Below are 26,597 nucleotides of genomic sequence, written 5' to 3'. Positions count from 1 at the left end.
GACTACCGGGCTCCGACGAGCTCGGCCGGCGTCGCCGGCGTCGGTCGTTGGTAGGCGTCGCGCTGGCGCGCGGTCAGCACCACCGTGTTGGACTTCTCCCGGAACCGGAACGGCTCCACGCGCACGGTGAAGCCGGCGCGGTCGCCGACCAGCTGGAAGATCGGGCCGTTGAGCCAGTTGACGATCGAGCCCTCGAGCTTGCCCGGCCCGCGGAACGCGGCGTACTGGCCGGTCTCGCGGACGAACAGGTCCTGGGCCACGAGCAGGCCCTCGTGGTGCAGCAGCGCCAGCGTCTGGGCGAAGCTCTCCACGGCGACGGTCGAGCGGTGCACCCGGGTCCATTCGGGCAGGCCGTCGAGCAGCTCGTCCAGGTGCATGTCGCCGCTGGGCGCCACCCGCTGCGCGGCGGGCGAGCTGATCTCGACGTAGATCTCCTCGAGGTGGACGGCGTCCCACACGTCGGCCCAGAAGCGCACGCCGGCCTCCAGGTCGCCGAACGCCGCCGGCCCCTCGCGCAGCACCTTCTGCACGGTGGCCACGATGTCGGTCTCGGCCAGGTGATGATCGCGGGCGATCGTGGCCACCTCGCCCGGGGTGATCGACGCGCGCACGAGCGGCTCGTAGGCGTGTTGCCCGACGCGCATCAGCTCGTCGGTGGGCAGGTTGTCGTACAGGTTGCAGGTGTGCGCGAACAGCACCTTCCCGTGCAGGTGCGACAGGCCCATGATCGGGTTGCGGAAGTCCAGCTCGATCGCGTCGACCAGCTCGCTGTACTCGGCCACGCGCTCGCTGGCCCGCTGCAGCACGTGGGGCGAGTAGTCGGCCATCAGGTAGCGCACGCGTCGCAGGTAGTCGCGGCCCTGGGCCTTGCAGGCCTTGGCGAACTCGTCCAGCCACACCTTGGCCTGCTGGCCGTCACCGACGCCCAGCTCCAGCACGTGGATCTGATCGGGCAGCTCGGACCACTCGTCCAGCCGGTTGAGCGTGTCCATGAACGAGGCGATCTGCCCGCTCCAGAACTCCGGGTTCGTGCCGTCCGAGACGCCGCCAGGCAGGGCGGAGGCGTAGTCCTTCTGGAAGGTCTCGTCCCAGGCGGCCAGATGGCGCCAGTAGGAGCGGTTGAACGACCACATCACGCTCTTGGACGGCCGCACCCAGCCTTCGAGGTGGATGCACTCGTGGACGTCGGGGATGATCCCCAGCGCCTTGCGCACGCGGTCGCCGATCTGGTCGACCAGCACGTCGTGGGGGATGTCCTTGGCCCGGCGGACGTCGATGGCGATCTCGGCCAGCGGGCCGTCGTCCTCGGGCGCGTCGGGCTCGCGGCCGAACGGGCGGACCATCACCGGCGCGCGGAAGTTCTTGCGGTACTGGACCCAGTCGAGGACCGCGGCCAGCCGCGCGTGATCGAGGTCCGGCGCGTCGGTCGCCTCGGCGAGCGCGGGCAGGATCGCCGCGAGGTCGTTGGGCTCGGCCCTTCCGATGCAGCTGAGCTGGATCAGCACTCTGGCGCTCTCTCCTCTGAGGTTCCCATTGCGACCTGGTGGATGCTCCGCCGACCGGCGTTTTCGCGCGACGCCACAAGGAGGGGTTTCCCCCCTCCCATGGGATAGGACGCAGAGCCGTGCGTGGTTCGATGTCGAGAACCGCGCACCGGCTCCGCTCACCGGGTGAAGCGCCGCGAGTCCGCGGGGCCCGACGACACCAGGAGATCCACCATGCCGAAGTACCTGCTGCTCAAGCGTTACCGCGGCGGCCCGGAGCCGCACCGTCCCGTCCCCCCGATCGACCAGTGGGCGCCCGCGGACGTGGAGGCGCACATGGCCTTCCAGGACCACGTCAGCGAGCTGCTGGAGGCCAACGGCGAGTACGTCGACGCGCGCGCTCTGGCGCCCGCTCGCACCTGGGTGCGCTACGGCGGCCCGGACGCGGCGCCGGTCACCACCGATGGCCCGCACCCGGAGACCAGCGACCTGATCGCCGGCTGGTGGATGATCGACGTGGACTCCTACGAGCGGGCGGTGGAGATCGCGGCCTACGCCTCCTCCGAGCCCGGCCCGGGCGGCGAGCCGCTGTACGAGTGGATCGACGTCCGCGAGGTCATGTGGGAGCGCCCGCGCGCGTGATCGACGGGTTCGAGCGCGACCTCATCCCGCGGGTGCTCGCGGGCCTCGTCCGGCGAGGCGAGGACTTCGACGTGGCCGAGGACGCGCTGCAGGAGGCGCTGGTCGAGGCGCTGCGGGTGTGGCCCGAGCACCCGCCGCGCGACCCGCGCGCGTGGCTGACCGCCGTGGCCACCCGACGGCTGGTCGACGCCCGCCGCAGCGAGGCCGCCCGCCGGCGCCGGGAGGAGGCGATGCACGCTGAGCCGGCGGCGGGCGCGCCCGCCGAGCGGGTGGGCGACGACACGCTGTTCCTGCTGTTCTGCTGCTGCCATCCGGATCTGGCGCCCGCGTCGCAGGTCGCGCTCAGCCTGCGCGCGGTCGGCGGCCTGACCACCCGGGAGATCGCCGACGCCTTCTACGTGCCGGAGGCGACGATGGCGCAGCGGATCAGCCGGGCCAAGCGCACGCTGCGCGGACGCCGCCTGGACCAGCCCGGCGACCTCGCGGTCGTCCTGCGCGTGCTCTACCTGATCTACACCGCCGGTCACGCCGGGGAGGTGGACCTGGCGCGCGAGGCGATCCGCCTGGCCCGCCAGCTGACCCTGGCCACCGAGGAGCCCGAGGCGCGCGGGCTGCTCGCGCTGATGCTCCTCAACCACGCCCGCCGCCCGGCGCGCCTGGACGCCGCGGGGCGGATCGTCACGCTGGACCGCCAGGACCGGGACCGGTGGGACACGCGCGAGATCGCCGAGGGCGTGCGCGTCCTGCAGTCGGCGCTGGCGCTGGAGCGTCCCGGGCGCTACCAGATCGAGGCGGCGATCGCGGCCCTGCACGACGACGCGGCCAGCGCCGGTGAGACCGACTGGCCGCAGATCCTCGCCTGGTACGACGACCTCGTCGCGCTGGCCGACGATCCGGTGCACCAGGACCCCGCGGCGGTGCTCGGCCGCGCGGTCGCGGTCGGCCACGTGCACGGCGCGGCCGCGGGGCTGCGCGAGACCGACCGGCTGCGCGAGGTGCTCGGCGACCGCCACCGGTGGCACGCCGTGCGCGCGCACCTGCACGAGCTCGACGGCGACCGGGCCGCGGCCGGCGCCGCGTACGCCGAGGCCGCCCGGCGCGCGACGGACGTGGCCGAGCGCGATCACCTGATCCGCCAGGCCGCCCGCGTGCGGGCCGGTGGCTAGTGTCCTGAGTCGGTAATTCGTGTGCAGCTGGTGGATGGCGGGGCGGGTCTGCCGGTGATCGCCATCACTTGTCGTACTGGTGGTACGGGTGGTGATGGCGAGTGCCGGCAGACACGATTCCGGCGCCGCCAGATGCGGGCGAATTAGTGACTCAGGGCACTAGCGTGGGTCCTCGACCGACGCGCCCAGCTGGCCGCGCCGGGTCATCGGATAGGCCGCCGCGCCGAAGTCCTCGCGCGAGACGTCGACCACCAGCGAGGCCGACTCGTTGGCCGGGTCGATCTCGGGGACGCCGGGCTCGCGGATGCGCAGCGCGCGCCAGTGCCCACCGAGGACCTCGCCCAGGCCGTTGATGCGGACCTGCAGCAGCCCGCTGAGGTCGTAGGTGCCGCCGCCCGCGAAGTTGTGCCAGCCGGCGAAGTTGCCCAGCGAGTAGGCGATCAGCCGGCCGCGGTAGCGCTCGACGCCGCGGACCACGTGCGGGCCGGAGCCGAGCACGAGGTCGGCGCCCGCGTCGACCAGCGCGTGCGCGAACGCGCGCGTGTCGCCGCGATCCTCACCGTAGGACACCTCGACGCCGACCGGGGTGTGCGTCTGATCGCGCCCCTCGGCGCCCGCGTGCATGAGCGCGACGACGACATCGGCCTGCGAATCGGCGTAGCGGACCAGGCCCTGGGCCAGCGGCACGTCGTGCATCGCGGGCGCCCACGCGTAGGGCGCGTAGCCGACGAACGCGACGCGCACGCCGTGGTCGGTCAGCACGGTCACCTGGCCGGGCGTGCCCGTCCAGCGCACGCCGGCGGCGTCCAGAGCGGCGATCGTGTCGGCCTGGCCGACCGCGCCGTAGTCCCAGGCGTGGTTGTTGGCCAGGTTCATCACGTCGAAGCCGGCGCGCCGGAGGGTGCGCGCGGCCTCCGGCGGCGCCCGGAAGGCGAAGCAGTCCTCGCGCGGGGTGGGGCCGTCGCACTTCGACGACGTCGCATCGGTCAGGACGCCCTCGAGGTTCCCGGCGGTGATCGTCGCGCGGTGCAGCAGCTTGCTCACCTGGGCGAACTCGACCGCGCCCGCGTCGGGTGCGACGTCGGTGGCGCTGCCCAGCATCGTGTCGCCGGCCCAGGCGATGCTCAGCGTGCGGCGGGCCAGCTCGGCGTCGGTGGTGCCCTTCGCCTTGGCGGCGTCGGGCGCGTCCCCGTCGCCGCCCTTGCGCAGGGCCGCATACCCGCCGATGCCGAACAGCGCGACGGCCAGGACCACGAGCGCGGCGAGGATGGCGTTGGAGCGACGCACCGCCCGACCCTGCCAGATGCGGCGGTCGTTCGCGGCAGTGCACGATTATTGTGCGAAGCGCACGAATAGTGTACGGTGCGACGCATGGAGGGGAGATCCGTCAAGCCGCGCCGTCCGGTCGTCGATCCGCAGCTCGCGCAGCGGTCGGCTCTGCGCTCGTGCCTGGGGCGCTTCGCCACGGGCGTCGCGGTCGTCAGCTTCGACAGCGCCGACGCGCGGCACGGCATCACGGTCAACTCGTTCACCTCGGTCTCGCTGGACCCGCCGCTGGTGCTGGTCAGCGTGGACAAGCGCGCGCGTTCGCACGACCTGCTGCGCGAGCGCGCGTTCACCGTGAACGTGCTCGGGGCCGAGCAGGAGGGCCTGGCCCGCCGGTTCGCCGGCGGCTCGGAGATCCAGCCGCAATGGGTCGAAGGCGAGCACGCGCCGCGGTTGGCCGGGGTCCTGGCGCACCTGGAGTGCACGCCCTGGCGGGCCTACGACGGCGGCGACCACACCCTGTTCCTCGGTGAGGTCGCGAGCTTCGATTTCCGCGACGGCGACGCGCTCGCCTACCACACCAGCCGCTTCACGACGGTGGCCGAGCAGCTGCTCGGCCATGAGCACCTCATCTAGCCAGTCACAGGAGAGCACGCAATGGGCGCACGCACCGGGCAGGACTACCTCGACCGCCTCGGGTCGCTGAACACGACCGTCCAGATCGGCGGCGAGACGCTGACGGGCGGCATTCCCGACCATCCGGCGTTCCGCAACCTGACCCGCACGTACGCGCGCCTGTACGACCTGCAGCACGCGCCCGAGCACCGCGACGTGATGACCTACGAGTCGCCCACCACCGGCGACCGTGTCGGCACGTCGTTCATGGTGCCGCGCACCGCCGAGGACCTGGTCAAGCGGCGTGAGGCGTTCAAGGTGTGGGCTGACGACAGCCTCGGGACGCTCGGGCGCACCGGCGACTACCTGAACTCGTGCCTGATGGCGCTCAGCGAGGCGGGCCCGTGGTTCGCCCAGGCCGATCCGGCCTTCGCCGACAACATCAAGCGCTACTACGAGATGGTCCGCGAGCAGGACCTGCTGACCACCCACACGCTGATCCCGCCGCAGGCCAACCGCAGCCAGTCGGCCGCGCAGCAGGGCGGGGGCAAGCTGATGGCGCACATCGTCAAGGAGGACGACAACGGCATCGTCGTGCGCGGCGCGCGCCTGCTGGCCACGATCGGCCCGACCGCCGACGAGCTGCTCGTGTTCCCCTCGACGGTGCTGAAGGGCAACCCCGAGGACGCGCCGTACTCGTTCGCGTTCGCCATCAACTGCGACGCGCCCGGCCTGCGCTACGTGTGCCGCGAGTCGGCCGACTACGGCCGGTCGCACTTCGACCATCCGCTGGGCTCGCGCTTCGAGGAGATGGACGCCGTCGTGATCTTCGACGACGTGCACGTGCCCTACGAGCGCTGCTTCCTGCTGGGCAACCCGCAGCTGTGCAACACGTTCTACGCCGAGACCAGCGCGGCGGTGCACATGACCCACCAGGTCACCACGCGCACGATGGCCAAGACCGAGTTCCTGCTCGGCCTGATCTCCTGCATGACCGAGGCCATCGGCATCGAGAGCTTCCCGCACGTGCAGGGCGACATCGCCGAGGTGATCGTCGCGCTCGAGCAGTCCAAGGCGCTCGTGCGCGCCGCCGAGGCCGACGCGGAGCTCAACGAGTTCGGCGTCATGACCCCGGCCTGGGCCCCGCTGAACGCCAACCGCAACTGGTACCCGAAGACCTACCAGCGCTTTCCGGAGATCATCCGCAAGCTCGGCGCGTCCGGCCTGATGGCGCTGCCCACGGAGGCCGACATCGAGGGCGACGCCCACGACGACATCGAGGCCTACCTGACCTCGGCGACCCTGACCGGCAGCGAGCGCGTCCGCCTGTTCCGCCTGGCCTGGGACATCGCGATCTCCGCCTTCGCCGGTCGCCAGACGCTGTACGAGTACTACTTCTTCGGCGACCCGGTGCGCATGGCCGGCGCGTTCGTCAACAGCGTCGACCGCGAGCCCTACAAGCAGCGCGTGCGCGACTTCCTGGTGCGCGACGACGCCGTCGTGGGCGTCTGAACCCGCGCCTCAACTCGACGCGGGAGCGGGCGGACCCGGGATCTGCCGCCTCGTTTCGGACGAGTTGCGTCTCAGTGGCGCTGAACGCCACTGAATGACGGTTCGGCGGAGGTGGCGCTCGGGCGAGCGCGCACGAACGCGCCGGTCAGCGCCCGAGGATCTGGGCGAGCGCGGCGGCCAGGTCGCCGTGCTCGTCGGGGCTGCGCCAACCGATGTGCAGGTCCGGGCGCACGAGGACGCAGCCGGTTTCGTCGACCTCGCGCAAGCGGGCCCAGTCGTCGTAGAGGTCCTCGACCTCCTGGCCCGGGCCGATCACCACGACCGGGAGCTCGAGGTCGACCGCGTCGGCGGCGGCGCGCCACCGGGCCGCGCCGTTGATGCCGGTCAGCAGCGTGAAGCGCCCGCCGCCGCACAGGTCGAGGGTGGACAGGCGCCGCCCGGCCCGCCCGACCCAGCAGTGCGGGAGCCGGGCGCCCGGCCAGGTGGTCGCGTGGTAGTACAGCTCGGCGTCGCGCTCGAACGGCGGCTCGGGCGTCCCGTCGCCGGCCACCGCGGCGGACCGGTAGCGCTGACCGAGCTCGACGCCGTGCGCGTTGAACTCGTAGTTCTTCAGCTCGATCGCCGCGCGCAGCTGATCGCGCTGCGCGGCGGCCGCCGGCGTGGCGTCCTTGCGCGCGGCCATGTTGGCCACCATCTGCTCGGGGTCGTCGGTCTCCAGCAGGCCCAGCGCAGCGAAGATCGGCCCGAACTCCTCGATGCTCTGGTTGGCGCGCTTGACGATCTGCTCGCCCACCGGCTGGCGCTCGACGTCGTAGGTGGCCAGCAGCGACGGGTCGGCGTCGCCGCGCAGGACGAAGGCCAGCTTCCAGGCCAGGTTGTAGGCGTCGGCCACCGATGTGTTGGAGCCCAGGCCGTTGGACGGCGGATGGCGGTGGACGGCGTCGCCCAGGCAGAACACGCGGTCCTCCGAGTAGCGCTCGGCGTACAGGCGGTTGTTCGTCCACAACGACGTCGACAGGATCTCGATGTCCACGTCCTGGTCGCCGATCAGGTTGTGGGCGATCGCCCGCGCCCGGTCGTCGTCCATCTCCGGCGCCGGGCCGTCGATGTCGTAGCCCCACACGATCAGCCACTCGTCCCACGGGCGCACCATCCGCACCAGCCCCATGCCGATGCCGCCGATGTTCGAGCCCGGCTGCATGACCCAGTACAGGACGCTGGGCCGGTGGGCCACGAGGTGCGACAGGTCGGCGCGGAAGACGATGTTCATCGAACCGGCGATGTCGGCCTGACCGCCGAACGGCAGCCCCAGCTGCTCGGCGATCACGCTGCGCCCGCCGTCGGCGCCCAGCAGGTACTTCGCCCGCATCTCGTAGCGCGCGCCGCCGACGCGGTCCAGCACGGTCGCCGTCACGCCGTCGGCGTCCTGCGCGAAGGACAGCACCTCGGTCGACAGCCGCACCTGCGTCCCGCGCTCGGCGGCAGCGCGCAGCAGGACCGGTTCGAACAGCGTCTGGGGCAGGTCGATGTGGCTGCACGGGCTGGCCAGCTGGTAGTCGGCCCGGCGGCCCGGGTGCGTGCCCCAGGTGTGCAGGCGCGCGAGCTCCTCGCCGGCCAGGCTCGTGCAGAAGACGGTGTCGCCCATCAGCTCGTTGGGGGTGCCGTCCTTGAGCACCTCCGCCTCCAGCCCGATGTCGCGCATGATCTCCAGCGTGCGCTGGTTGGTGATGTGCGCGCGCGGTGTGTTGGCCGTCCAGCGGTACTTCGTGAGCATCATGTTGGGGATGCCGTAGCTGCTGAGGAGCGCCGCCGCGGAGCCGCCGGCCGGGCCGCTGCCCACGATCAGGACGTCGGTCTCGATCATCGGCGCGGGGCCAGGACGAGGTCGTAGGCCATCGTGAAGAACGGCTCGTCCAGCTCGCGGCCGTCGGGTGCCGGCCCCGCCGCGTGCTCGACGAACGCCCCGATCAGCGACTGCTTGACGCCGAAGACCGCGTCGGTGTCGAGGTGCTCGTCGCCGGCCACGAACACGTGCGTGATGAGCGTCTCGAACCCGGCGGCCTCGACCTTGAAGTGGACGTGGGCGGGGCGCATGGGGGAGCGGCCCGCGGCGCGCAGCAGGTCGCCGACCGGTCCGTCGTCGGGGATCGGGTAGGCCTCGGGCAGCACCGACCAGAACCAGAAGCGGCCGTCGCCGTCGGAGAACAGGTGGCCGCGGCCCTGGGCGGCGTCGAGCTCGGGGCGCTGCACGTCGTAGAAGCCGTCCTCGTCGGCCTGCCAGATCTCGATCAGCGCGCCGGCGATCGGTTGGCCATCGGTGTCGAGCACGCGGCCGGACATGAAGCACGGGCGGCCGGGGGCGCCGGCGGCGATGTCAGCGCCGTTCTCGAACCGGGGCGAGCCCGCGACGAAGAACGGACCGAAGACCGTCGACTCCGTCGCGGTGCCGGGGTGTCGGTGGTTGACGCCGATGACCAGCATCGACAACCCGAGGACGTCGGAGAGCAGCACGAACTCCTGGCGCTTCTCGTCGGTGATGTGGCCCGTGCGCGTGAGGAAGTCGATCGCGGCGAACCACTCGTCCTCGGTCAGCTGCACGTCGGTGGCGAACGCGTGCAGGTGACGCACGAGGCTCTCGGCGACCTCACGAAAGCGCGGATCGGCGCTGGCGGCGAAGCTGTCGACGACAGCTTCGGTCAGCGACGCATCGGACAGGTTGCGGCGCATGGCGCGCATCCAACACGCTGGGCGCGGCGCGCGCCAGCGTGTCCGTGCACGGTCTTCAGCCCACGGGTGCGGGCGCGGGCGCGGATGCGCGCTCCCCGGCCGTCGGGTCCTCCTCGGCCGCGCGGCGCAGGATCGTCTCCAGCCGGCGGGCCAGCGCGGGCCAGGTGAAGCGGTCCAGGGCATCGGCGCGGGCGGTCGCCGCCCGCGTCTCGCGCACCGCGGGGTCGCTGATCGCCTGGACCAGCGCGGCGGTCAGCGACGCGCGGTCGTCGACCTTGAACAGCCAGCCGGTCTGGCCGTTGAGGACGATCGACGCCGGCCCGAGCGCGTTGGCGGCGATCGGCGGCACGCCGCAGGCCATCGCCTCGACGAGCACCTGCCCGAAGGCCTCGCGGGCCGAGGCCAGCGCGAACACGTCGGACGCGTTGAGCAGCTGGGGCAGCTCCTCCTGGCCGTACCAGCCGGCCAGGTAGACGTCGCGCAGGCCGAGCCGCTCGATCAGCTCCAGCGGGTGCTCGCCCTCCCACTCGCCCGGATGGCCGCCGATCAGCACGAGCGAGGCCGGGCCGGTCTGCGCCCGCGCATCGGCGAAGGCCTCGAGCAGGAGCGGCAGGCGCTTGACCTCGGTGAAGCGCCCGCAGTAGGCCACGACCGGGCCGCGGGCGATCCGCTCGACGACGTCGGCGCCGTAGCTGAGGCTGCCTTCCTCGCCGTCCGGCCGTCGGGCGCGCGAGTTCTCCACCAGCGCCTCGCGCCACACCGTGTCGCGGTCGACCGCGCGGGGTCGGAACAGCTTCGGATCGAAGCCGTTGGCCAGCGGGACCAGCCGGGTCGGGTTGATGTCGAGCAGCTCGGCGGCGCGATGGCGGTTGCCGGGGGCGACGATCAGCTGGGCCGAGCTGTCGGCCCAGCGCTGCAGCCGGCGCGCCCAGGCGGCGGCGTGCGGCCCGCCGGCGGCCGCGCCCTCGCGCAGCTCCTCGAGCATCAGCAGCTCGGTGCCGTGCAGCTGGGTGACGATCGGCACGTGGGGCGCGACGCGCGCGGCCGCCTCGTGGATCGGCGTCAGGTGGTGCAGGTGCAGCGCGTCGGCGCCCGCGGCGTCGGCGTCCTCGAGCGCGATCGCCCAGGCGTCGACCTGGCGCTGGTAGGCCTCGTTGCCCAGGTGGAAGAACGCGCGGTCGCGGGCGTGCGGGCGATCCTCGAAGGACGGCTGCATCGGCGCCGTGCCCAGATCGCCGACGTAGGCCATCGGATCCTCGCGTCGCAGGGCGGGCGTGAAGTCGACCTCGTGCAGCACCAGGCCGCGGTAGAAGTCGCGCGCGTCCTCGCTGGACCCGTGGTCATGGCGCGAGCCGGCGACCAGCTCCAGCTCGACCCCGGCGTCGATCAGGCCGTGGGCCAGCGCCCGGGCGACGAATGCTGAGCCCCCGCGCGGAAAGAACATCGTCGCGCTGAGAACTCGTAAACCCATGCAGAGGACGGTACCCCGCCCCGCAAGCGCTCACCCATCGAGTTCGAGAACCAGCAGCGTGGCGATGGGGCGTCCGTCCAGCAGCTCGATCCCGTGCTGCTCGCGCGGCACGTTGACCAGGTCGCCGTGACAGACCAGCGAGGCCGACCCGCCGCCGTCCAGGTTCATCGCGCTGTGGGCCCCGAGGGAGACCAGGTGGTCGGCGAGCTCGCCCAACGTCATCCCGGCCTCGTCGTCGCAGCGGCCGTCGCAGGCCACGGCCAGCAGCGCGTCGTCGGTCAGGGCCAGCGCGCAGCGCGGGTGGCGTCCGTCGCTGATGTCGGAGTCGAACTGGACGGCGCCCGCGGTGAAGCCCTCGGCGTCGTCGCCGTCGATCGCCGAGACGCCGCCGGAGACCAGCAGCGGCCCGGCCTGCAGCAGATCCCCGTCGGGGGCGGCCGGCAGGTCCGGCCGCCGGGCGATCGCGATGGTCCCGTCGATGTGCACGCAGGCCCGGATGTCGCCCCAGGGCGCCAGGAACGGCACATGGTCGACGTCGCGCCCGTCGACGCGCAGCTGCCCGAGCGGCGCGTTGTGCGGGCGGACGAAGAACCCGCCGACCACCGCATGGGGGATGTCCATGCGGCAGCACCAGTGGATGAGCGTCTCGCGCTCGCCCAGCGAGACCACCCGGGCGCGCAGGCGGTCCAGCGGGAAGGCGGCGACGTGGCACGTCGTCGATGCTCCGTCAGGCAGCGAGACGCGCCGGCTGCTGACGGCGGGCACGAGCGCGATGCTAGCGCTGGATCTCCTGGATCGCCCACCCGTTGCCGTCGGGGTCCTTGAAGAACACGAACCGGCCCCAGGGAAAGTCCTGGACCTCGGTGTGGTCGACCCCGTTGTCGGCCAGCATCGCGTGGGCCACCTCGATGTCGGACACGACCAGCTGCAGGCCCTGCAGCTCGCCGGGTTGCATCGGGGAGATGCCCTCGCCCAGGGCGATCGAGCACCCCGAGCCGGGCGGGGTCAGCTGCACGAAGCGCAGGTCGTCGCTGACCTGGTGGTCGTGGTCGGCGGTGAAGCCGATGGAGACGTAGAACGCCTTGGCGCGGTCGGTGTCGCTGACCGGGACGCCGACCAGCTCGAGCTTGTAATCCATGTGACACAGAATCGCTGCAATTGCGGCCAGATCCTGACCGCTAGGTTTCGACTTTCCCGGATCGAGCCATCCGTTCGTCCAGGTGGGCATCCACCGGTCGTCCAGGACCGCAGAGTCAATCGAGACTTAGGTATCTCGCGATGCAGGGTCGCGTGAGCCATCAACGCGGAAGGTGCCGGACATGGGGCGGGAGGGGCGCAGGATCGCCGGGGTGGGAGTCCTGGCCGCACTGGCCGTGATGTGCCCGTCGGTGGCTCAGGCCGACGTGCAGGTGCCGGACACCTGGCGTGCGGGCGTCAACCTGACCAACTGGTCGCCCGACGGGTACGCCATGGCGCGGCCGGCCCTGGAGGCCGCCCGCGCGGCGGGCGCGACCAGCGTGTCGCTCGTGCCGACCCTCTACGTCGATGACGCCAGCGATTCGACGGTGGAGCCCAACATGGTGCGCACGCCGACCGACGCCAGCCTCATCCAGGCCGCGGCCGACGCGCACGAGCTCGGCCTGGCCGTCACGCTCAAGCCGCACGTCGACGCGCTCGACGGCACCTTCCGCGGAGATCTGCAGCCCGTCGATCGCCAGGCGTGGTTCGCCAGCTACGACCGCTGGCTGGACCACTACGCCCGCCTCGCGCAACGGATCGGCGCCGAGACCCTGGTGGTCGGCACCGAGCTGGACTCGCTGGCCACCGACCATGCGGCGTTCTCGGCGCTGATCGCCACCGCTCGCTCGAGCTTCCACCACGAGCTGACCTACGCGTCCAACTGGGACGTCGTCAGCGAGGTCCCCTTCTGGTCCGAGCTCGATCTGATCGGCGTCGACGCCTACGTGCCGCTGGCCGACGCACAGCAGCCCGCGGTCAACCTGCGCGCGCGCTGGGAGCCGCTGATGACCGAGCTGGCCACGCTGCACGCCCAGACCGGCAAGCCCGTCGCGTTCACCGAGCTGGGCTACCAGAGCCGCAGCGATGCGCTCGTCACGCCGTTCAACGCCAGCGGCCCATCCGACCAGGCCGTCCAGGCGCGGGCCTACGAGGCCGCGTTCGCGGTGTGGTCGTCCGTGCCGTGGTTCCGTGGCATCAGCTGGTGGGACTGGAGCGCCGAGGCCGGCGCCATGTCGGCCGAGGACGGCGGTTTCTCCGCGCGCGGCAAGCAGGCCGAACAGGTCCTACGCCGCTGGACCCTGGTCGGCACGCCGGTCGCGCCGCCCCAGAGCGGCGGTGGGGCCGGTGGCCTGTTCGTGGCGCTGCTCGTCGCGGCGCTCGGCCTGACCGCCGCGGCGGCGAGCTTCGTCGCGCTGCGCCGGCGGCGTCCGGCCGTCGAGGTGCTGACCGCGGTGACCTGCGACGACGAGGCGTTGGCGCTGCTGGTCCAGGCGCGGGCGGTGCTCGACTCGGGCACCGCCGTGTTGTTCCTGCGTGACACGTTCGACCCGCGATTGGCCCGGGTGGCGATGGGCGTCGGCGTGCCCCAGGACCTGGTCGGCGCGGTGCTCAGCAGCGACGAGGGCCTGATGGGCCATGTGCTGGTGACCGGCAACCCGATCGCCGTGGCCAACTACGCCGAGCTGCCCGCGCCGATCCGCCATCCGTTCGCGACGGAGGCGCGCGCGGCGCTGTCGGTGCCCGTGCGCCGAGACGGCTACGTGATCGGTGCGCTGACCGTCGGTCGCGACGACCAGTACGCGCCCAGCGAGCGGCACCTGCTGACGCCGCTGGCCGACCAGATCGCCCTGCTGCTCCCGCCGCAGGCGACGGTCGCGCCGGCGCCGCTCCCGCAGGAGCGACGCCGGACGCTGCCGGTCAGCCGCGCTTGAACGTCGGCGACGTCGCCTTCAGGCACTTGTCCCCGGACTGCAGGGTCGTGGCCTGGGCGATGGCCTGGTACTTGGCCTTGTTCTTCGTGCCGCCGACCGAGTAGCTGCCGCTGGTCTGCGTGCGGGCGCTGCCGACCTGGCCGTAGCTCCCGTTCTTCTTCTGGCGCTTGAGGTTGACCTGGACACCCGAGGTGCACTTGGTGAACCCATCCGTGGCCGTCACGGTGCCCTTGGCGCTGCTCGAGCCGGACAGCCCGGCCGAGATCGTGCGGGCGTGCGACACGACGAACGGCGTCGTGCTGGCCGTGTTCCCGCCCGGCGTGGTCACGGCCACCGCGCCGGCGCCGGCGCCGGTCGGGATCGTGGCGGTGATCGTGGTCGGCGAGGTGACCTGGAAGCCCACGGCGGGCACGCCGCCGAAGGTCAGCGACGTCGCGCCGGTCAGGTTCGTGCCGGTGATCGTCACCGCGGTGCCGACCGTGCCCGAGCTCGGTGAGAAGCTCGTGACCGTCGGGGGCGGCGTGGTCTGGAACGGCGTCGCCGTCGTGGCGTTGCCGTTGGGCGTGATCACCGTGATCGGGCCCGAGGCGGCGCCCGCCGGAACCACGGCGGTGATCTGCGTGGCCGAGTTGACCGTGAACGACGCGGCCGCGGTGCCCGCGAACGCGACGCCCGTGGCGCCCGTCAGGTTGGTGCCCTGCAGCACGACGGCGGTGCCCGCGGCACCCGTGGCCGGAGCGAACGAGGTCAGCGTCGGGCCGTTGGTCGTGACGTCCAGGCTCCAGCCGGTCAGCGAGCCCTTGTCGCCGGCCGCGTCGTCGAACGCGTACAGGCTCCACGTGCCGTTGGGGTTGGTGCCGTTGAAGATGGCCAGCGAGTTGCCGTACGGCGCGGGCGGGGCCGGCGCCGGGCCGGTGAACGCGCCGTTGTTCGTCGGGCGGTAGGTGCCCGCGACGATCGGCGAGGGGACCAGGCCGACCGCGGCCTGATCGAAGACGAGGTTGACGTTGCTGATCGACGTGGCGCCGCCGGTGTCGGCCAGCAGCACGACGGTCTGCCCGGACGGGCCGACGAGCAGCAGGTCGACGTCGTTGGGGAACGTGTGGGTCAGCCCGACGAGCGAGACCTTGACGCTGGACACCGTGCCGGTCAGGCCGCCGACGGTGACCTGCGACGGATACGGGTCGCCGATGCCCTGCGTGTTCGGCGCCTTCGGGATGGCGATCGGCCCGAGACTGTTGAAGACCTGCGCGCCTGCGGGCGCCGCGGCCAGCGCCAGTAGCGCCGTCGCGACCAAGATCCCCGTCAGCGCCCTGATGGTGCGCATGTTCGCTGCTCCTCCCAAGGTGAGTGGTGGACGTCATTCTCTGCAACACGACGGACGTCGCGCAAGAGCGGTTCAGTGACAGGCTGTCGCTGCCGATCACAGGGGTTGAGATGGCCGCCATGCCCACCGACCCCACCGTCCTGCTCGCCGTCGTCGAGGCGCAGAGCGAGATCGCCTCCGCCGAGCTCGACCTCGACGCCGTCATGGCGCTCGTCTGCGTCAAGGCCGAGGAGCTGACCGGCGCCGACGGCGCGGTCGTCGAGCTGGTCGAGGGCGACGAGATGGTCTACCGCGCGGCCAGCGGCATCGCCGCGCCGTTCGTAGGGCTGCGGCTCCAGCAGGAGGGCAGCCTGTCGGGCCTGTGCGTGACCGAGCGCCACGCGCTGACCTGCGACGACGCCGCGACCGACCCGCGCGTGGACGGCGCCGCCTGCAGGCGCATCGGCGTCGTCTCGATGCTCGTCGTGCCGCTGATCGACCGTGACGGTCCCGTCGGCGTCCTGAAGGTGCTTTCCGGTCACCGTCGCGCGTTCGGCGAGCGCGACGAGGAGACCCTGACCTTGCTCAGCGGCCTGATCGCGGCGCAGATGCGCCACGCCCAGGTCTACGCCCGGGCCGAACAGGCCTCACGCGAGGATCCCCTGACGGGGCTGAGCAACCTGCGCGCCTACGACCAGCGCCTCGGCGCGGAGATCGCTCGCGCGATCCGCCACGGGCGCCCGCTGACGCTGTGCCTCGTCGAGCTCGACGGCGCCCAGGCGCTGGCCACCGACCACGGGCCCAAGGCCGTCGACCAGGCGCTGGTCCGCATCGCCCGCGGGCTGTGCGCGGTCCGCGCCTGCGACCAGGCCTTCCGCATCGGCGACAGGACGTTCGCGCTCCTGCTGCCCGAGACGAGCGAGCGCGACGCCGACGTCGTGCTGCGCCGGCTCGACGCGTCGCTGGCCGTGCGCGACGCCTCGGGCTTTGCGATCTCGCTGCTGACGGCGCGCAAGCAGGCGCGTCATCGTGATGCCGACCGGCTCGAGGAGTCGGTCCGCGAGGCGCTGGAGCGCGCCCGCCGTGCGCCCAGGCGCCTGGCGTCCGCCGCCTGAGCGCACCCGAGTGACATCATCGGTCTCCTACCACGACCTGGGAGACCGAATTCGATGGGCTTCGATCAGTACCACGAGCCACCCGAGGAGCTGTCGGCGCAGACGCGGACGTTCGCGCGGATGTGCGCGTCGCTGACCGAGGAGGCCGAGGCGATCGGTTGGTACGAGCAGCGTCTGGCCGTCGAGCAGGATGCGGACGCGCGCGCGATCATGAGCGACGCCCAGGGCGAGGAGTTCAAGCACTTCGCCATGGACCTGGAGTACCTGCTGCGGCGCACGCCCAAGTGGCGCGAGATCGCCCGCGGGGTGCTCTTCCAGGACGGGGACATCGTCGAGCACGGTGAGGCGGCCGAAGCGGCCGCCGGTGGGGAGGACGACGGACCGGCGTTCGGCTCGGCACAGGCTGCCGACGGCTCGCTGGGCATTGGAAGCCTGAAGGGAGCAAGCCTGTGAGCCATCTGCTGCGTCGCCACGCGCCGATCACCGACGCCGCGTGGGACGAGATCGACGACGAGGCCCGCGAGCGCCTGACGCCCGCGCTGGCCGCGCGCAAGCTCGTCGACTTCGCCGGCCCGTTGGGTTGGCAGTACTCGGCCACGAACCTGGGCCGCGTGCAGGGCCTGGAGGGCGAGCACGTGACCGGCGTGACCGCGCTGCAGCGCCGCGTGCTCCCGCTGATCGAGCTGCGCGCCGACTTCACCGTGTCGCGGGCCGAGCTGCGCGATCTGGACCGCGGCGCCGTCGACGTCGACTTCGACGCGCTCGACGCCGCCGCGCAGCGCCTGGCGGTGGCCGAGAACCAGGCGGTCTTCCACGGGCTGGCCACCGCCGGGATCGAGGGGATCGCCCAGGTCACGACGCACCCCAGCGTCGAGCTCAACGGCGACGGCTACGACCGCTACCCGACGCACGTCGCGCGCGCGGTCGAGATGCTCCTGTCGGCCGGGATCGAGGGTCCGTACGGCCTCGCGCTCAGCCCCGAGGGGTACACCGGCGTGATCGAGACGACCGAGCGCGGCGGCTACCCGCTGCTCGACCACCTGAAGAAGATCGTCGGCGGGCCGCTGGTCTGGGCGCCCGGCGTGACCGGCGCCGTCGTCGTGTCGCTGCGCGGCGGGGACTTCCTGTTCGAGTCCGGGCAGGACCTGGCCGTGGGGTACGACTCCCACGACGCCGAGGTGGTCAACCTCTACATCGAGGAATCGTTCAGCTTCCGCGTGGCGACGCCGGAGGCCGCGGTCGCGCTCATCCCATGAGCGTGGTGGTCGTGGGCGCCGGCATGGCCGGCGCGACCGTCGCCGCGATGCTGCGCACGAAGGGCTACGAGGGCGCGGTCACCCTGGTCGGCGACGAGGCCGAGCTGCCCTACCAGCGCCCGCCGCTGTCCAAGGACCACCTGCTGGAGGGCGGCGACCCGGCGCTGGTCCGCCCGGCCGGCTTCTGGGCCGACAAGGACATCGAGCTGATCAGCGGCGTGCGCGCCGAGGCGATCGATCGCGACGCGCGCACCGTGGCACTGGCCGACGGGCGGACGCTGTCCTACGCGCACCTGGTGCTGGCCACCGGCTCGCGCAACCGGGCGCTGCCCGGCGCCGAGGCGGCCTTCACGCTGCGCACGCTGGACGAGTCGCGGGCGCTGCGCGAGCGCCTGACCGCGCCGGGCGCCCGGCTGGTCGTGGTCGGCGGCGGGTTCATCGGCCTGGAGGTCGCCGCGGCGGCGCGCGCGCTCGGGGCCGAGGTGACCGTCGTCGAGGCGCTGGAGCGGGTGATGGCCCGCGTGGTCTCGGTGCCGATGTCGCGGTGGTTCGAGCGCCAGCACGCCGAGGCCGGCGTGCGCGTCCTGCTGTCGCGGCGGGTCGAGCGCATCGACGCCGCCGGCGTCGCGCTGGACGGCGGCGAGGAGCTGGCGGCCGACGCCGTGCTGGTCGCCGTGGGCGTCGTGCCCAACGACGAGCTCGCGGCCGCCGCGGGCCTGGCCGTGGACGATGGCGTCGTCGTCGACGAGCACCTGCAGACCGCCGACCCGGCGATCTCCGCCGTCGGCGACTGCGCGCGGTTCCCGGGCGAGCGCGGCCACCATCGCCTGGAGTCGGTGCAGAACGCCACCGATCACGCGCGCACCGTGGCCGCCCGCATCGCCGGGGAGGCCGAGCCCTACGACGCGGTCCCGTGGTTCTGGTCCGACCAGCTCGGTCACAAGCTGCAGATCGCCGGCGTGGCCCCGCCCGACGCCGAGGCCGTGCTGCGCGGCGATCCGGACGGCGGCGACCCGTTCTCGATCGGCCTGTTCGCCGACGGGCGCCTGGCCGCGGTCGAGACGATCGACCGGATGCCCGACCACATGGCCGCGCGCAAGCTGCTGGCGGCCGGGGGCGCGGTCACGCCCGAGCAGTTCGCCGACACCGAGTTGGCGCTGAAGGAGCTGGCCGCCGGCTAACCGGCGTCCCAGCGCACCCACAGCTCGACCGGACCGCGGAACACCCAGCCCTGGAGGTTGGCGCCGCGGTCCAGGTCGACGCGCAGGCCGGGCAGGCGGCGCAGCAGCGTGGGCAGCGCGACCTGCCCGACCTGGTGGCGCGACATCCACACCCCCAGGCAGTAGTGGTGGCCGACGCCGAAGGCCACGTTGCGGCGCTTGGGGCGGGTGATGTCGAACGCGTCGGGTCGTTCCCAGGCCCGCTCGTCGCGGTTGGCGGCGGCGAAGTTGACCAGCACACGGGCCCCGGGCTCCAGCAGCGTGTCGCCGATCGCCACCTCGCGCAGTGCCTCGCGCGGGGCCACGCCGATCGGCGCGACCCAGCGGATCGCCTCTTCGACCACGCGGGGCCACAGCTCCGGGTCCTCGAGCACCAACCCGAGCTGGTCGCGGTGGTTGAGCAGACCCCACACCGCGGTCCCGACCGCGTCGCGCGGCTCGTTGTAGCCGCCGCCGATCATCACCTTCACGTTGGCGGCGATCTCCTCGAAGGTCAGCGGGCGGCCGTCGCCGTCGTCGGAGGCCATCGCGGCGATGATCGACGCCGGCTGCGGGTCGGCGATCGCCGCGCGCACGGCCGCGTCGACCTCCTCGTTCATGTGCATCGCCCGCGTCCACACGCCGGCGTCGTCGGCGTAGTTGCTGGAGCCGTTCATGATCGCCACCGACCAGCGCTCGATGTCGCGGGCCGACGCGGTCGGCAGGCCGAGGACCTCGACGAGGCACTGACCGGCGAAGGGCGCGGCGAAGTCGGCGACGAGGTCGCCCTCGCCGCGGTCGACGAACGCGTCGATCAGCTCGTCGGCGATCTGCTGGAAGCGTGCGCCGCGCGCGGCCACCGCGGGCTGGCGCAGCGGATCCTGGGCGGCGGACCGCAGCCGCTTGTGCGCGGCACCGTCGCTGCGCAGCATCTGGTGGCCGATGATCCGGGTCAGGTTGGAGCTGGTCTCGTTGGCCGAGAAGTCGGCGCGCGCGGTCTCGACCGCGCCGACGTCGTCCCAGCGCGTGACCATCCAGCGCCCGAGCGCCTCCACCCACACGACGCCCTCGTCGCGCAGCCGGCGGTAGATCGGGTACGGGTTCTCGTTCAGCGCGGCGTGCGTGATCTGGCCGCCGTCGCCCGGCCCCGCGCCATGCCGTTCGACCGCGAGCATCGGCGCCGGCCTCAGCGCCACAGCTCGGTGCTGGCCAGGCGCGCGCCCGCGACCAGCGATTCGAGCTTGGCCCAGATCAGCGACGGATGCACCCGGGTGATGTACGGCGTCTGCGCGAAGCCGCAGTCGGTGCTGGCGATCACCCGCTCACGTCCGACCAGCTTGGCCAGGCGCACGATCCGCTCGGCCACCAGCTCGGGGTGCTCGACGACGTTGGTCGAGTGGCTGATCAGGCCCGGGATCAGCACCTTGCCGTCGGGCAGGTCGACGTCCTCCCACACGCGCCACTCGTGCTCGTGGCGCGGGTTGGCCTGCTCGAGCGCGTAGCCCCCGACGCGGACGCGGAGCACGAGGTCGACGATGTCGCGCAGCGGCACGTCGGTGGTGTGCGGGCCGTTCCAGCTGCCCCAGCAGACGTGGTAGCGCGACTGCTCCTCGGGCACGCCCTCCAGGGCCCGGTTGAGCGCCTCGATGCGCAGCTCGGCCCACGCGCGATAGTCGGCGAACGTGGCCGGCGGAACCATGTTGTCGAACATCGTCGCGATGTAGGCGTCGTCGACCTGGACGTACAGGCCGGCGTCGGCGATCGCGCGGTACTCGACGTTCAGCGCGTCGGCCACCGCGAAGATGAACTCCTCGTCGGAGGCGTAGTGCTCGTCGATGCGGATCGGCACGGCGCTGGACGGTGCCACGACCGGCAGGAAGCCGCGCTCGACGCCCACGGTCTGCATGGCGGACTGGAGGTCCTCGATGTCGCGGGCGATCTCCGCCTGGCCGGTGTAGGAGATCGGGCCGACGCACACCGACAGGCCGTGCTCGCGCACGCCGGAGGCCACCGGGTTGCGCTGGAAGTAGTCGGCGTAGAAGTCCGCGTAGCGGCGGCGGTCCTCGCCCAGGCGCGACGGGTCACGCGGACCGACCAGGTCCGACGGCGGGATCGGTCGCTCCTCGAAGCCGGCCATGCGGTCGCGGATGTACCAGGCCCACGTCTGCGTCTTGCCGAACTCGCCGTCGCTGACGAAGTCGATGCCGATCTCGTCCTGCTGGCGCACCACCTCGGTGACCGAGTCGCGCAGACAGCGCTGGAAGGCGTCGACGTCGTAGTCCTCGCCGTTCTCGATGGCGCGCAGGAAGGACTGGAGCTCCGCCGGGCGCGCGAGGCTGCCGACGTGAGTCGTGCGGATGCGGTCGTCGTTGTACACGGCGGCGAGTGTGGCTCTTGGGGGACTGCGGGTCGAAGGTCCGTGTTCCGATGCGCGGAACCGCCGCTGGGCGCGGCGGGCCGCCGCAACCATACGGTCGGCGCATGCACTATCGCGCCGAGAACGTGGGGTCGCTGCTGCGACCGGACTACCTGATGGACGCCCGCGCCCGACTGGACGAGGGCGAGATCGACGCGGCCGCGTTCAAGCGCGTCGAGGATCGCGCCGTCGACGAGGCGATCGCGCTGCAGGAGCGGTGCGGCCTGGACGTGCTCAGCGACGGCGAGGCGCGTCGTCTCGTCTTCACGGGCAGCCTGATCGACACCGTCGCGGGCATCGACGGGCCGCCGCCGCCTCCCACGACCTGGCACGGCGACGAGTCCTACGGCACCGAGGACCTGACGCGGACGGTCGCGCGCCACTCGGTCAGCGACCGCCTGACCCGCGTGCGCTCGGTGGCCACAGAGGAGTGGACCTACGTGCGCGCCCGCACCGACCGGCCCGCCAAGGCGACGCTGCCCAGCCCCCTGATGATCGGCAAGTGGTGGAACCCCGAGACGTCGATCGAGGCCTATCCCGACCCGTTCGACGCCTTCGCCGACGCCACCGAGATCGTCAAGGACGAGGTGCGCGAGCTGGCCCGCCTGGGCTGTCGGTACGTGCAGATCGACGCCACCGACATCGCCACGCTGGCCGATCCGGCCGTGCGGGCCCAGTACGACGGGCTGGGGATCGGCGCCGAGCGGATGCTGGGGGAGGGCATCGAGCTGCTGGACTCGATCACCAGTGCCGCGCCGGGCGTCACGTTCGGGATCCACCTGTGCAAGGGCAACAGCGAGGGGCGCTACATCGCCGCCGGCGCGTACGACGCGATCGCCGAGCAGGTGTTCCCGCGGCTGCCCGGCTACGACATCCTGCTGCTCGAGTACGACGACGAGCGCTCGGGTGGCTTCGCCCCGTTGACCCAGACGCTCGACCACCAGGTCGTCGTGCTCGGGCTGGTGTCCAGCAAGCGCGCGGAGCTGGAGACCGACGAGGCGATCATCGAGCGCATCCGGGAGGCCGCCGACGTGGTGCCGCTGGAGCGGCTCGCGGTGTCCTGTCAGTGCGGCTTCGCGTCGACCGCTGGCGGCAACCGGATCACCCCCGAGATCCAGCAGGCCAAGCTCGAGCTGGTCGGTCGCGTGGCCGACACCGTCTGGAGCTGACCGCGGCGGCGGCGTCCCACTCAATGAAACGTGCGGGTACCGCCCACCGCGGTGCCCGCGCCAGAGTCGCAGGCCTCATGCCGCCCGTCTCCCTCCACATCGGCCACCTCGCGCTCCGGGCCACCGACCCGGAGCGCTCGGCCGCCTTCCTCAGCTCGATCCTCGGCCTGCGCCGGACCGTCGACGAGGCCGACCGAATCATGCTCTCGTGCAACGAGAAGCACCACGAGATCGAGCTGCTCCCCGGCGAGCGGGGCGGCTTCGACCACATCGGCCTCGAGGTCGAGCGCGAGGACGACCTCGAGCTGCTGCGCGACCGGTTCGTGGCCTGCGGCGGTCGCATCCTGTGGGAGAGCGACGACGAGCTCGGCCTCGGGCACGCCGTGCGGGCGGTCGGTCCCAAGGGGCTCGTCTTCGAGCTGTACACGTCGATGCAGCGCGAGCCGTTCTCGGTGGCCCACTACATGCCGCCGCTGGCCCGCCGCTTCGGCCACGTCACCTTCGCCACCGACGACGTGGCCGAGATGGTCGCGTTCTGCACCGACGCGCTCGGCTTTCGCGTGACCGACACGCTCGGCGACCGGCTGGCCTGGCTGCGCTGCGACGCCGACCACCACGGCCTGGCCTTCGTGGAGGCGGGCAAGAACGAGCTGCACCACTACGCGTTCGAGCTGGAGGGCTGGAGCACGCTGGAGCGCTACGCCGACCACCTCGCGCTGATCGGTCAGAAGCTGGTCTGGGGCATCGGCCGCCACGGCCCCGGCCGCAACCTCTTCACCTACCTGCCCGACCCGGACAACACGATCGTCGAGGCCTACAGCGATCTGCTGCAGGTCCCCGACGACGCCAACTACCGGCCCATCGACTGGGCCGAGAACGGCGGCGAGCGGGCGATCAACCTGTGGGGGCCGCTGGCGCCCGACGGGTGGCGCGACTACGGCGTGCCCGTGCTCGCGCCCCAACCAGCTCACGAGAGGATCTAATGCGCCTGGGAACCTACGTGCGCGACGGCCGCGAGCGGCCGTGCGCGCTGGACGGCGACGACGTCGTCGACCTGCTCGACGTCGACGGCGACCTGCCCGACACCACCGCGGGGCTGCTCGCGCTGGGCGAGGCCGGCCGCGCCCGCATCGATGCGGCGATCGCCTCCGGTCAGGGCCGGCGGCCGCTGGCCGACGTGCACCTCGGCGCCTCGGTGCGCCCGGCGAAGCTGTTCGGCATCGGCCTGAACTACCTCGACCACGCGGCCGAGGCCAACCGCGAGCCGACCCAGTACCCGACGGTCTTCGCGATGATGGCCAACGCGGTCACCGGGCCCTATGACCCGATCGAGCGGCCGCTGGTCTCCGATCAGCTCGACTACGAGGCCGAGCTGGCCATCGTGATCGGGAAGCGCTGCCGGCATGTCAGCCGCGAGGACGCGCCCGGCGTGGTCGGCGGCTACACGATCAACAACGACGTGTCGGTGCGCGACTGGCAGCGCAAGACCCAGCAGTGGACGCTGGGCAAGTCGTTCGACACCCACGCCCCGCTGGGCCCGTGGATCGTCACCCCGGACGAGCTCGGCGACCCGCACGACGTCGCGTTCCGCACGCTGGTCAACGGCGAGCTGCGCCAGAGCTCCAACACGAAGAACCTGATCCACGACTGCTGGGCGCTGATCGCCGAGATCTCGACGGCCTGCACCCTGGAGCCGGGCGACGTGATCGCCAGCGGGACCTGCGCCGGCGTGGGCGCCTTCATGGAGCCGCGGGGCTACGTCAAGGCGGGCGACGTCGTGCGCATCGAGTTCGACGGCATCGGCGTGATGGAGAACCCGGTCGTCGACGAGCCCTCCGCATGAGCGAGCGCATCGGCTTCATCGGCCTGGGCGTGATGGGCCGCCCGATGGCCCACAACCTGCTCAAGGCCGGCGTCGACCTGGTGGTGCACAGCCGTTCTGCCGGTCCGGTGCAGGAGCTCGTCGCCGCGGGCGCGACCCAGGCCGACAGCCCGCGCGCGGTGGCGCAGGCGGCCGACGTGACGGTGCTGATGCTGCCCGACGACGCGGCGGTCAGCGCCGTCGTCGAAGGTCCCGACGGCGTGCTCGCCGCCGAGCTGGGCGGGCGCCTGATCATCGACATGAGCACGGTCTCGCCGACCCTGGCCCGGCGCCTGGGGCCGCTGCTGGAGCAGGCCGGCGCGGGCTTCCTGGACGCGCCGGTCAGCGGCGGCGACGTCGGCGCGCGCGAGGCGACGCTGTCGATCATGGTCGGTGGCGCGGAAGCGGACTTCGCCCGCGCCCAGCCGGTCTTCGAGACGCTCGGGCGCACGATCGTCCACGTCGGCGCGACCGGCAGCGGCCAGGTGGTCAAGGCCTGCAACCAGGTCGTCGTGGCGCTGAACATCGAGGCGCTGGCCGAGGCGCTCGTGCTGGGCTCCAAGGCCGGGGTGGACCCGGCCACGATCGTCTCGGTGCTGTCCGGCGGCCTGGCCGCCAGCCGCGTGATGGACATGCGCAGCCCGAACATGCTCGACCACCGCTTCGACCCGGGCTTCGCCATCAACCTGCACCACAAGGACCTGGGCATCGCGCTGTCGACCGCCCGCGCGGCCGGCGTCAGCCTGCCCGCCACCGCGCTGGTCGACCAGATGCTCGAGAGCCTGCGCCAGCGCGGGCGCGGGGGCATGGACCACTCGGCGCTGCTGACCTACGTCGAGGAGCTGGCCGCGCACACGATCGGGGAGACGTCATGAGCGCCGCCGAGCTGCTGTGGTCGGCCTGGCAGGACGGGCGCAAGCTCGACGGCCTGCCCGACGACTGCCGTCCGGCCGACGACGCCGCCGCCTATGCGGCCCAGGCCGAGCTGGACGCCTTCGGGGGCGAGCAGGTCGGGTGGAAGCTGGCGGCCACGGGCGCCGGCGGCCGCGCCGCGCTGGGCGTCGACGCCCCGTTGATCGGGCCGCTGTACGCGCGGTTCGCCATCCCCGATGGCGGCTCGCTGACGTTCGGCCCGGTGCGCATGAAGACGGTCGAGGGCGAGTTCGGCTTCGTCATGGCCGAGGACCTCGCGCCGCGCGAGGCGCCCTACGCGCGGGCCGACGTGCTGGCCGCGCTGGGCGCCTTCGTCCCGGCCATCGAGATCCCCGACACGCGCTACCTCGATCACCGTGCGGCCGGTGGGCCGCAGCTGATCGCCGACGCCGCCTGCGCGGGGACCTTCGTGATCGGCCCGCCGGTCGAGGACTACGACCCGGCAGCGCTGCCCGGTCACGCGACCGTCCTGCACACCGCGGGCGCCGATCCGATCGAAGGGCTGGGCGCGAAGGTGCTGGGCGACCCGGTCGAGGCGGTCGTCTACCTGGCCGAGAACCTGCGCCGCCAGGGCCGCACGCTGCGGCGCGGTGACGTCGTCATCACCGGCGCCGCAACGGCGCTGAAGGAGCCTGCCCTGGGCCCGGTGCTGGCCGACTTCGGCGCGTTGGGCCGCGTGTCGGTCACGCTCGTCTGAGCGCTACTCCGTCAGCAGCACGACGCGGACCGGCGACCCGGTGCCGTCGGCGATCTTCAGCGGGAGAGCCAGGAACAGGCCGGTGGCCGGCACCGCGGCGAGGCCGTTGAGGCCCTCGACGATCAGGATCCCGCGAGGCAGGAACGCGTGCACGTGGCCGTGGGCGCCGGACATCTGGGCGTCGACGGCGGCCACGTCGCAGGCCGCGGTGTCGGAGGCCACCGCCGTGGGCTGGCGCTCGGCCAGGTACTCGCACGCCTCCTCGGACAGGCCGGGCTGGTTGCTGCCCCACCAGGTAGGCTCGCGCGCGTCGGCGCCGCCGGGCAGGTAGCGGTCCCAGCCGGTCTCGATGATGGCCACGTCACCGGGCTGCAGCGAGAAGCCGCCGCGCGCCTCGGCCGCCTTCAGATGCTCCAGGCCGATCAGGTCGCCCGGCTGATGGTCGTTCGCGGTCAGGTCGTACTTGCAGAACGGCCGCATCAGCAGCGACGTGACCGGAACCTCGGCCATCGTCTGGCCGTCGGCCGAGAAGTGGAACGGGGCGTCGACGTGCGTGCCCGTGTGCTCGTTGATGCTCAGCGTGTTGACCGCCGCGCCGCCCTGGTCGTGGCGGACGATCGGCGTGACGACCGGCTGCTCGTACATGAACCACACCGGCAGGTTGTCGTCGATCACCGGTGAGACGTCGTGCACCGTCACCTGCCCGAGCGCCGCGACGATCGCGCCCAGGGCGCTCGTCGTCTCGCTGCTGTGCGCCATCGTCATGCCAGCCTCCCTCTCTCCGTGGTGTCGCGATGATGGATCCGGGCCA

General features: G+C 72.5%; 24 protein-coding genes and 1 pseudogene. 14 read left to right on the top strand and 11 right to left on the bottom strand.

Annotated elements, in window-relative coordinates; translation table 11 throughout:
- Positions 1-2: 2 nt before the first annotated feature.
- Entirely contained in the window at positions 3-1,505 is a 1,503-nt protein-coding gene (locus ACZ5UI_RS09350) for an SAM-dependent methyltransferase (RefSeq protein WP_464196541.1), read from the bottom strand.
- Positions 1,506-1,718: 213 nt separating this feature from the next.
- Between ACZ5UI_RS09350 and ACZ5UI_RS09345 the strand changes: the two genes are divergently transcribed.
- Both ACZ5UI_RS09345 and ACZ5UI_RS09340 read left to right on the top strand, forming a co-directional pair.
- Positions 1,719-2,126: a YciI family protein gene (locus ACZ5UI_RS09345; RefSeq protein ID WP_464196539.1), complete on the top strand. Its 408-nt coding sequence runs from the start codon at positions 1,719-1,721 to the stop codon at positions 2,124-2,126.
- Complete coding sequence (locus tag ACZ5UI_RS09340; protein WP_464196537.1) at positions 2,105-3,292, top strand: RNA polymerase sigma factor; 1,188 nt, start codon at positions 2,105-2,107, stop codon at positions 3,290-3,292. Before ACZ5UI_RS09345 ends, ACZ5UI_RS09340 begins: the two co-directional genes overlap by 22 nt.
- Before the next feature lie 159 nt (positions 3,293-3,451).
- Here ACZ5UI_RS09340 and ACZ5UI_RS09335 read toward each other — a convergent pair whose 3' ends face one another.
- Positions 3,452-4,579, bottom strand: a complete 1,128-nt coding sequence (locus ACZ5UI_RS09335) for a CapA family protein (protein ID WP_464196535.1) — start codon at positions 4,577-4,579, stop codon at positions 3,452-3,454.
- An 84-nt stretch (positions 4,580-4,663) separates the two neighbouring features.
- Here ACZ5UI_RS09335 and ACZ5UI_RS09330 point away from each other — a divergent pair, with 84 nt between their 5' ends.
- Positions 4,664-5,194 carry a flavin reductase family protein gene (locus ACZ5UI_RS09330; RefSeq protein WP_464196533.1) on the top strand — a complete coding sequence of 177 codons (531 nt, stop codon included), beginning with the start codon at positions 4,664-4,666 and terminating at the stop codon, positions 5,192-5,194.
- A gap of 21 nt (positions 5,195-5,215) precedes the next feature.
- Positions 5,216-6,685 carry a 4-hydroxyphenylacetate 3-monooxygenase, oxygenase component gene (hpaB, locus tag ACZ5UI_RS09325; RefSeq protein WP_464196531.1) on the top strand — a complete coding sequence of 490 codons (1,470 nt, stop codon included), beginning with the start codon at positions 5,216-5,218 and terminating at the stop codon, positions 6,683-6,685.
- A gap of 145 nt (positions 6,686-6,830) precedes the next feature.
- Here the strand turns inward: hpaB and ACZ5UI_RS09320 are convergent, their stop codons facing one another.
- Genes ACZ5UI_RS09320 through ACZ5UI_RS09300 form a run of 5 tightly spaced genes read right to left on the bottom strand, consistent with a single transcriptional unit; the run spans position 6,831 to position 12,021 of the window.
- Positions 6,831-8,549 (bottom strand): FAD-dependent oxidoreductase, encoded by a 1,719-nt coding sequence (locus tag ACZ5UI_RS09320; protein WP_464196529.1) that lies wholly within the window; start codon positions 8,547-8,549, stop codon positions 6,831-6,833.
- Positions 8,546-9,412: an intradiol ring-cleavage dioxygenase gene (locus ACZ5UI_RS09315; RefSeq protein ID WP_464196527.1), complete on the bottom strand. Its 867-nt coding sequence runs from the start codon at positions 9,410-9,412 to the stop codon at positions 8,546-8,548. Before ACZ5UI_RS09315 ends, ACZ5UI_RS09320 begins: the two co-directional genes overlap by 4 nt.
- Before the next feature lie 55 nt (positions 9,413-9,467).
- The gene (locus ACZ5UI_RS09310) at positions 9,468-10,883 is read right to left on the bottom strand and encodes a glycosyltransferase family 4 protein (RefSeq protein WP_464196525.1); all 1,416 of its coding nucleotides are present in this window, start codon (positions 10,881-10,883) and stop codon (positions 9,468-9,470) included.
- A gap of 30 nt (positions 10,884-10,913) precedes the next feature.
- A complete protein-coding gene (locus ACZ5UI_RS09305) occupies positions 10,914-11,648 on the bottom strand; it encodes a phosphodiester glycosidase family protein (RefSeq protein WP_464196523.1) in 735 nt (244 codons plus the stop codon).
- A gap of 10 nt (positions 11,649-11,658) precedes the next feature.
- A complete protein-coding gene (locus ACZ5UI_RS09300; RefSeq protein WP_464196521.1) occupies positions 11,659-12,021 on the bottom strand; it encodes a VOC family protein in 363 nt (120 codons plus the stop codon).
- 211 nt (positions 12,022-12,232) lie between these two features.
- On the opposite strand from ACZ5UI_RS09300, the gene ACZ5UI_RS09295 reads away from it, so the two are divergent.
- Positions 12,233-13,834 (top strand): glycoside hydrolase family 113, encoded by a 1,602-nt coding sequence (locus ACZ5UI_RS09295; RefSeq protein ID WP_464196518.1) that lies wholly within the window; start codon positions 12,233-12,235, stop codon positions 13,832-13,834.
- Here ACZ5UI_RS09295 and ACZ5UI_RS09290 read toward each other — a convergent pair.
- The gene (locus tag ACZ5UI_RS09290) at positions 13,821-15,161 is read right to left on the bottom strand and encodes an IPT/TIG domain-containing protein (RefSeq protein WP_464196516.1); all 1,341 of its coding nucleotides are present in this window, start codon (positions 15,159-15,161) and stop codon (positions 13,821-13,823) included. The two genes, ACZ5UI_RS09295 and ACZ5UI_RS09290, sit on opposite strands and share 14 nt — an antisense overlap.
- Positions 15,162-15,280: 119 nt before the next feature.
- Here ACZ5UI_RS09290 and ACZ5UI_RS09285 point away from each other — a divergent pair, with 119 nt between their 5' ends.
- The 4 genes and pseudogenes from ACZ5UI_RS09285 (at position 15,281) to ACZ5UI_RS09270 (ending at position 18,692) form a co-directional block, all read left to right on the top strand.
- Positions 15,281-16,255, top strand: coding sequence for a sensor domain-containing diguanylate cyclase (locus ACZ5UI_RS09285; protein WP_464196514.1), 975 nt, complete (start codon positions 15,281-15,283; stop codon positions 16,253-16,255).
- A gap of 54 nt (positions 16,256-16,309) precedes the next feature.
- Positions 16,310-16,609, top strand: a pseudogene (locus ACZ5UI_RS09280) (ferritin family protein); the annotation flags it as partial.
- A gap of 95 nt (positions 16,610-16,704) precedes the next feature.
- Positions 16,705-17,511 (top strand): family 1 encapsulin nanocompartment shell protein, encoded by an 807-nt coding sequence (locus ACZ5UI_RS09275; RefSeq protein WP_464196512.1) that lies wholly within the window; start codon positions 16,705-16,707, stop codon positions 17,509-17,511.
- Positions 17,508-18,692, top strand: coding sequence for an NAD(P)/FAD-dependent oxidoreductase (locus ACZ5UI_RS09270; RefSeq protein ID WP_464196510.1), 1,185 nt, complete (start codon positions 17,508-17,510; stop codon positions 18,690-18,692). The genes ACZ5UI_RS09275 and ACZ5UI_RS09270 overlap by 4 nt, the downstream gene beginning before the upstream one ends.
- Here ACZ5UI_RS09270 and ACZ5UI_RS09265 read toward each other — a convergent pair.
- Together ACZ5UI_RS09265 and ACZ5UI_RS09260 are read right to left on the bottom strand one after the other, a co-directional pair.
- A complete protein-coding gene (locus ACZ5UI_RS09265; RefSeq protein ID WP_464196508.1) occupies positions 18,689-19,885 on the bottom strand; it encodes a cytochrome P450 in 1,197 nt (398 codons plus the stop codon). The genes ACZ5UI_RS09270 and ACZ5UI_RS09265 overlap by 4 nt on opposite strands.
- 11 nt (positions 19,886-19,896) lie before the next feature.
- Entirely contained in the window at positions 19,897-21,087 is a 1,191-nt protein-coding gene (locus ACZ5UI_RS09260) for an epoxyalkane--coenzyme M transferase (RefSeq protein ID WP_464196506.1), read from the bottom strand.
- A gap of 104 nt (positions 21,088-21,191) precedes the next feature.
- Between ACZ5UI_RS09260 and ACZ5UI_RS09255 the strand changes: the two genes are divergently transcribed.
- From ACZ5UI_RS09255 to ACZ5UI_RS09235, 5 genes are all read left to right on the top strand, one after another.
- Complete coding sequence (locus ACZ5UI_RS09255; RefSeq protein ID WP_464196504.1) at positions 21,192-22,295, top strand: cobalamin-independent methionine synthase II family protein; 1,104 nt, start codon at positions 21,192-21,194, stop codon at positions 22,293-22,295.
- Between the two features lie 77 nt (positions 22,296-22,372).
- Positions 22,373-23,278 carry a VOC family protein gene (locus ACZ5UI_RS09250; RefSeq protein ID WP_464196502.1) on the top strand — a complete coding sequence of 302 codons (906 nt, stop codon included), beginning with the start codon at positions 22,373-22,375 and terminating at the stop codon, positions 23,276-23,278.
- Positions 23,278-24,138, top strand: coding sequence for a fumarylacetoacetate hydrolase family protein (locus ACZ5UI_RS09245; protein ID WP_464196500.1), 861 nt, complete (start codon positions 23,278-23,280; stop codon positions 24,136-24,138). The genes ACZ5UI_RS09250 and ACZ5UI_RS09245 overlap by 1 nt, the downstream gene beginning before the upstream one ends.
- The gene (locus tag ACZ5UI_RS09240; RefSeq protein ID WP_464196498.1) at positions 24,135-25,031 is read left to right on the top strand and encodes a 2-hydroxy-3-oxopropionate reductase; all 897 of its coding nucleotides are present in this window, start codon (positions 24,135-24,137) and stop codon (positions 25,029-25,031) included. The genes ACZ5UI_RS09245 and ACZ5UI_RS09240 overlap by 4 nt, the downstream gene beginning before the upstream one ends.
- Positions 25,028-25,786: a 2-keto-4-pentenoate hydratase gene (locus ACZ5UI_RS09235; protein ID WP_464196496.1), complete on the top strand. Its 759-nt coding sequence runs from the start codon at positions 25,028-25,030 to the stop codon at positions 25,784-25,786. The genes ACZ5UI_RS09240 and ACZ5UI_RS09235 overlap by 4 nt, the downstream gene beginning before the upstream one ends.
- Before the next feature lie 3 nt (positions 25,787-25,789).
- Here ACZ5UI_RS09235 and ACZ5UI_RS09230 read toward each other — a convergent pair whose 3' ends face one another.
- On the bottom strand, positions 25,790-26,551 hold the full coding sequence (locus tag ACZ5UI_RS09230; protein WP_464196494.1) for a cyclase family protein: 762 nt from the start codon (positions 26,549-26,551) through the stop codon (positions 25,790-25,792).
- Positions 26,552-26,597: the final 46 nt, after the last annotated feature.

It is taken from the genome of Conexibacter sp. JCM 18997 (assembly GCF_055391915.1).
Note: the sequence above shows the minus strand (reverse complement) of the source record. Positions and strands in the feature narration are given on the sequence as shown.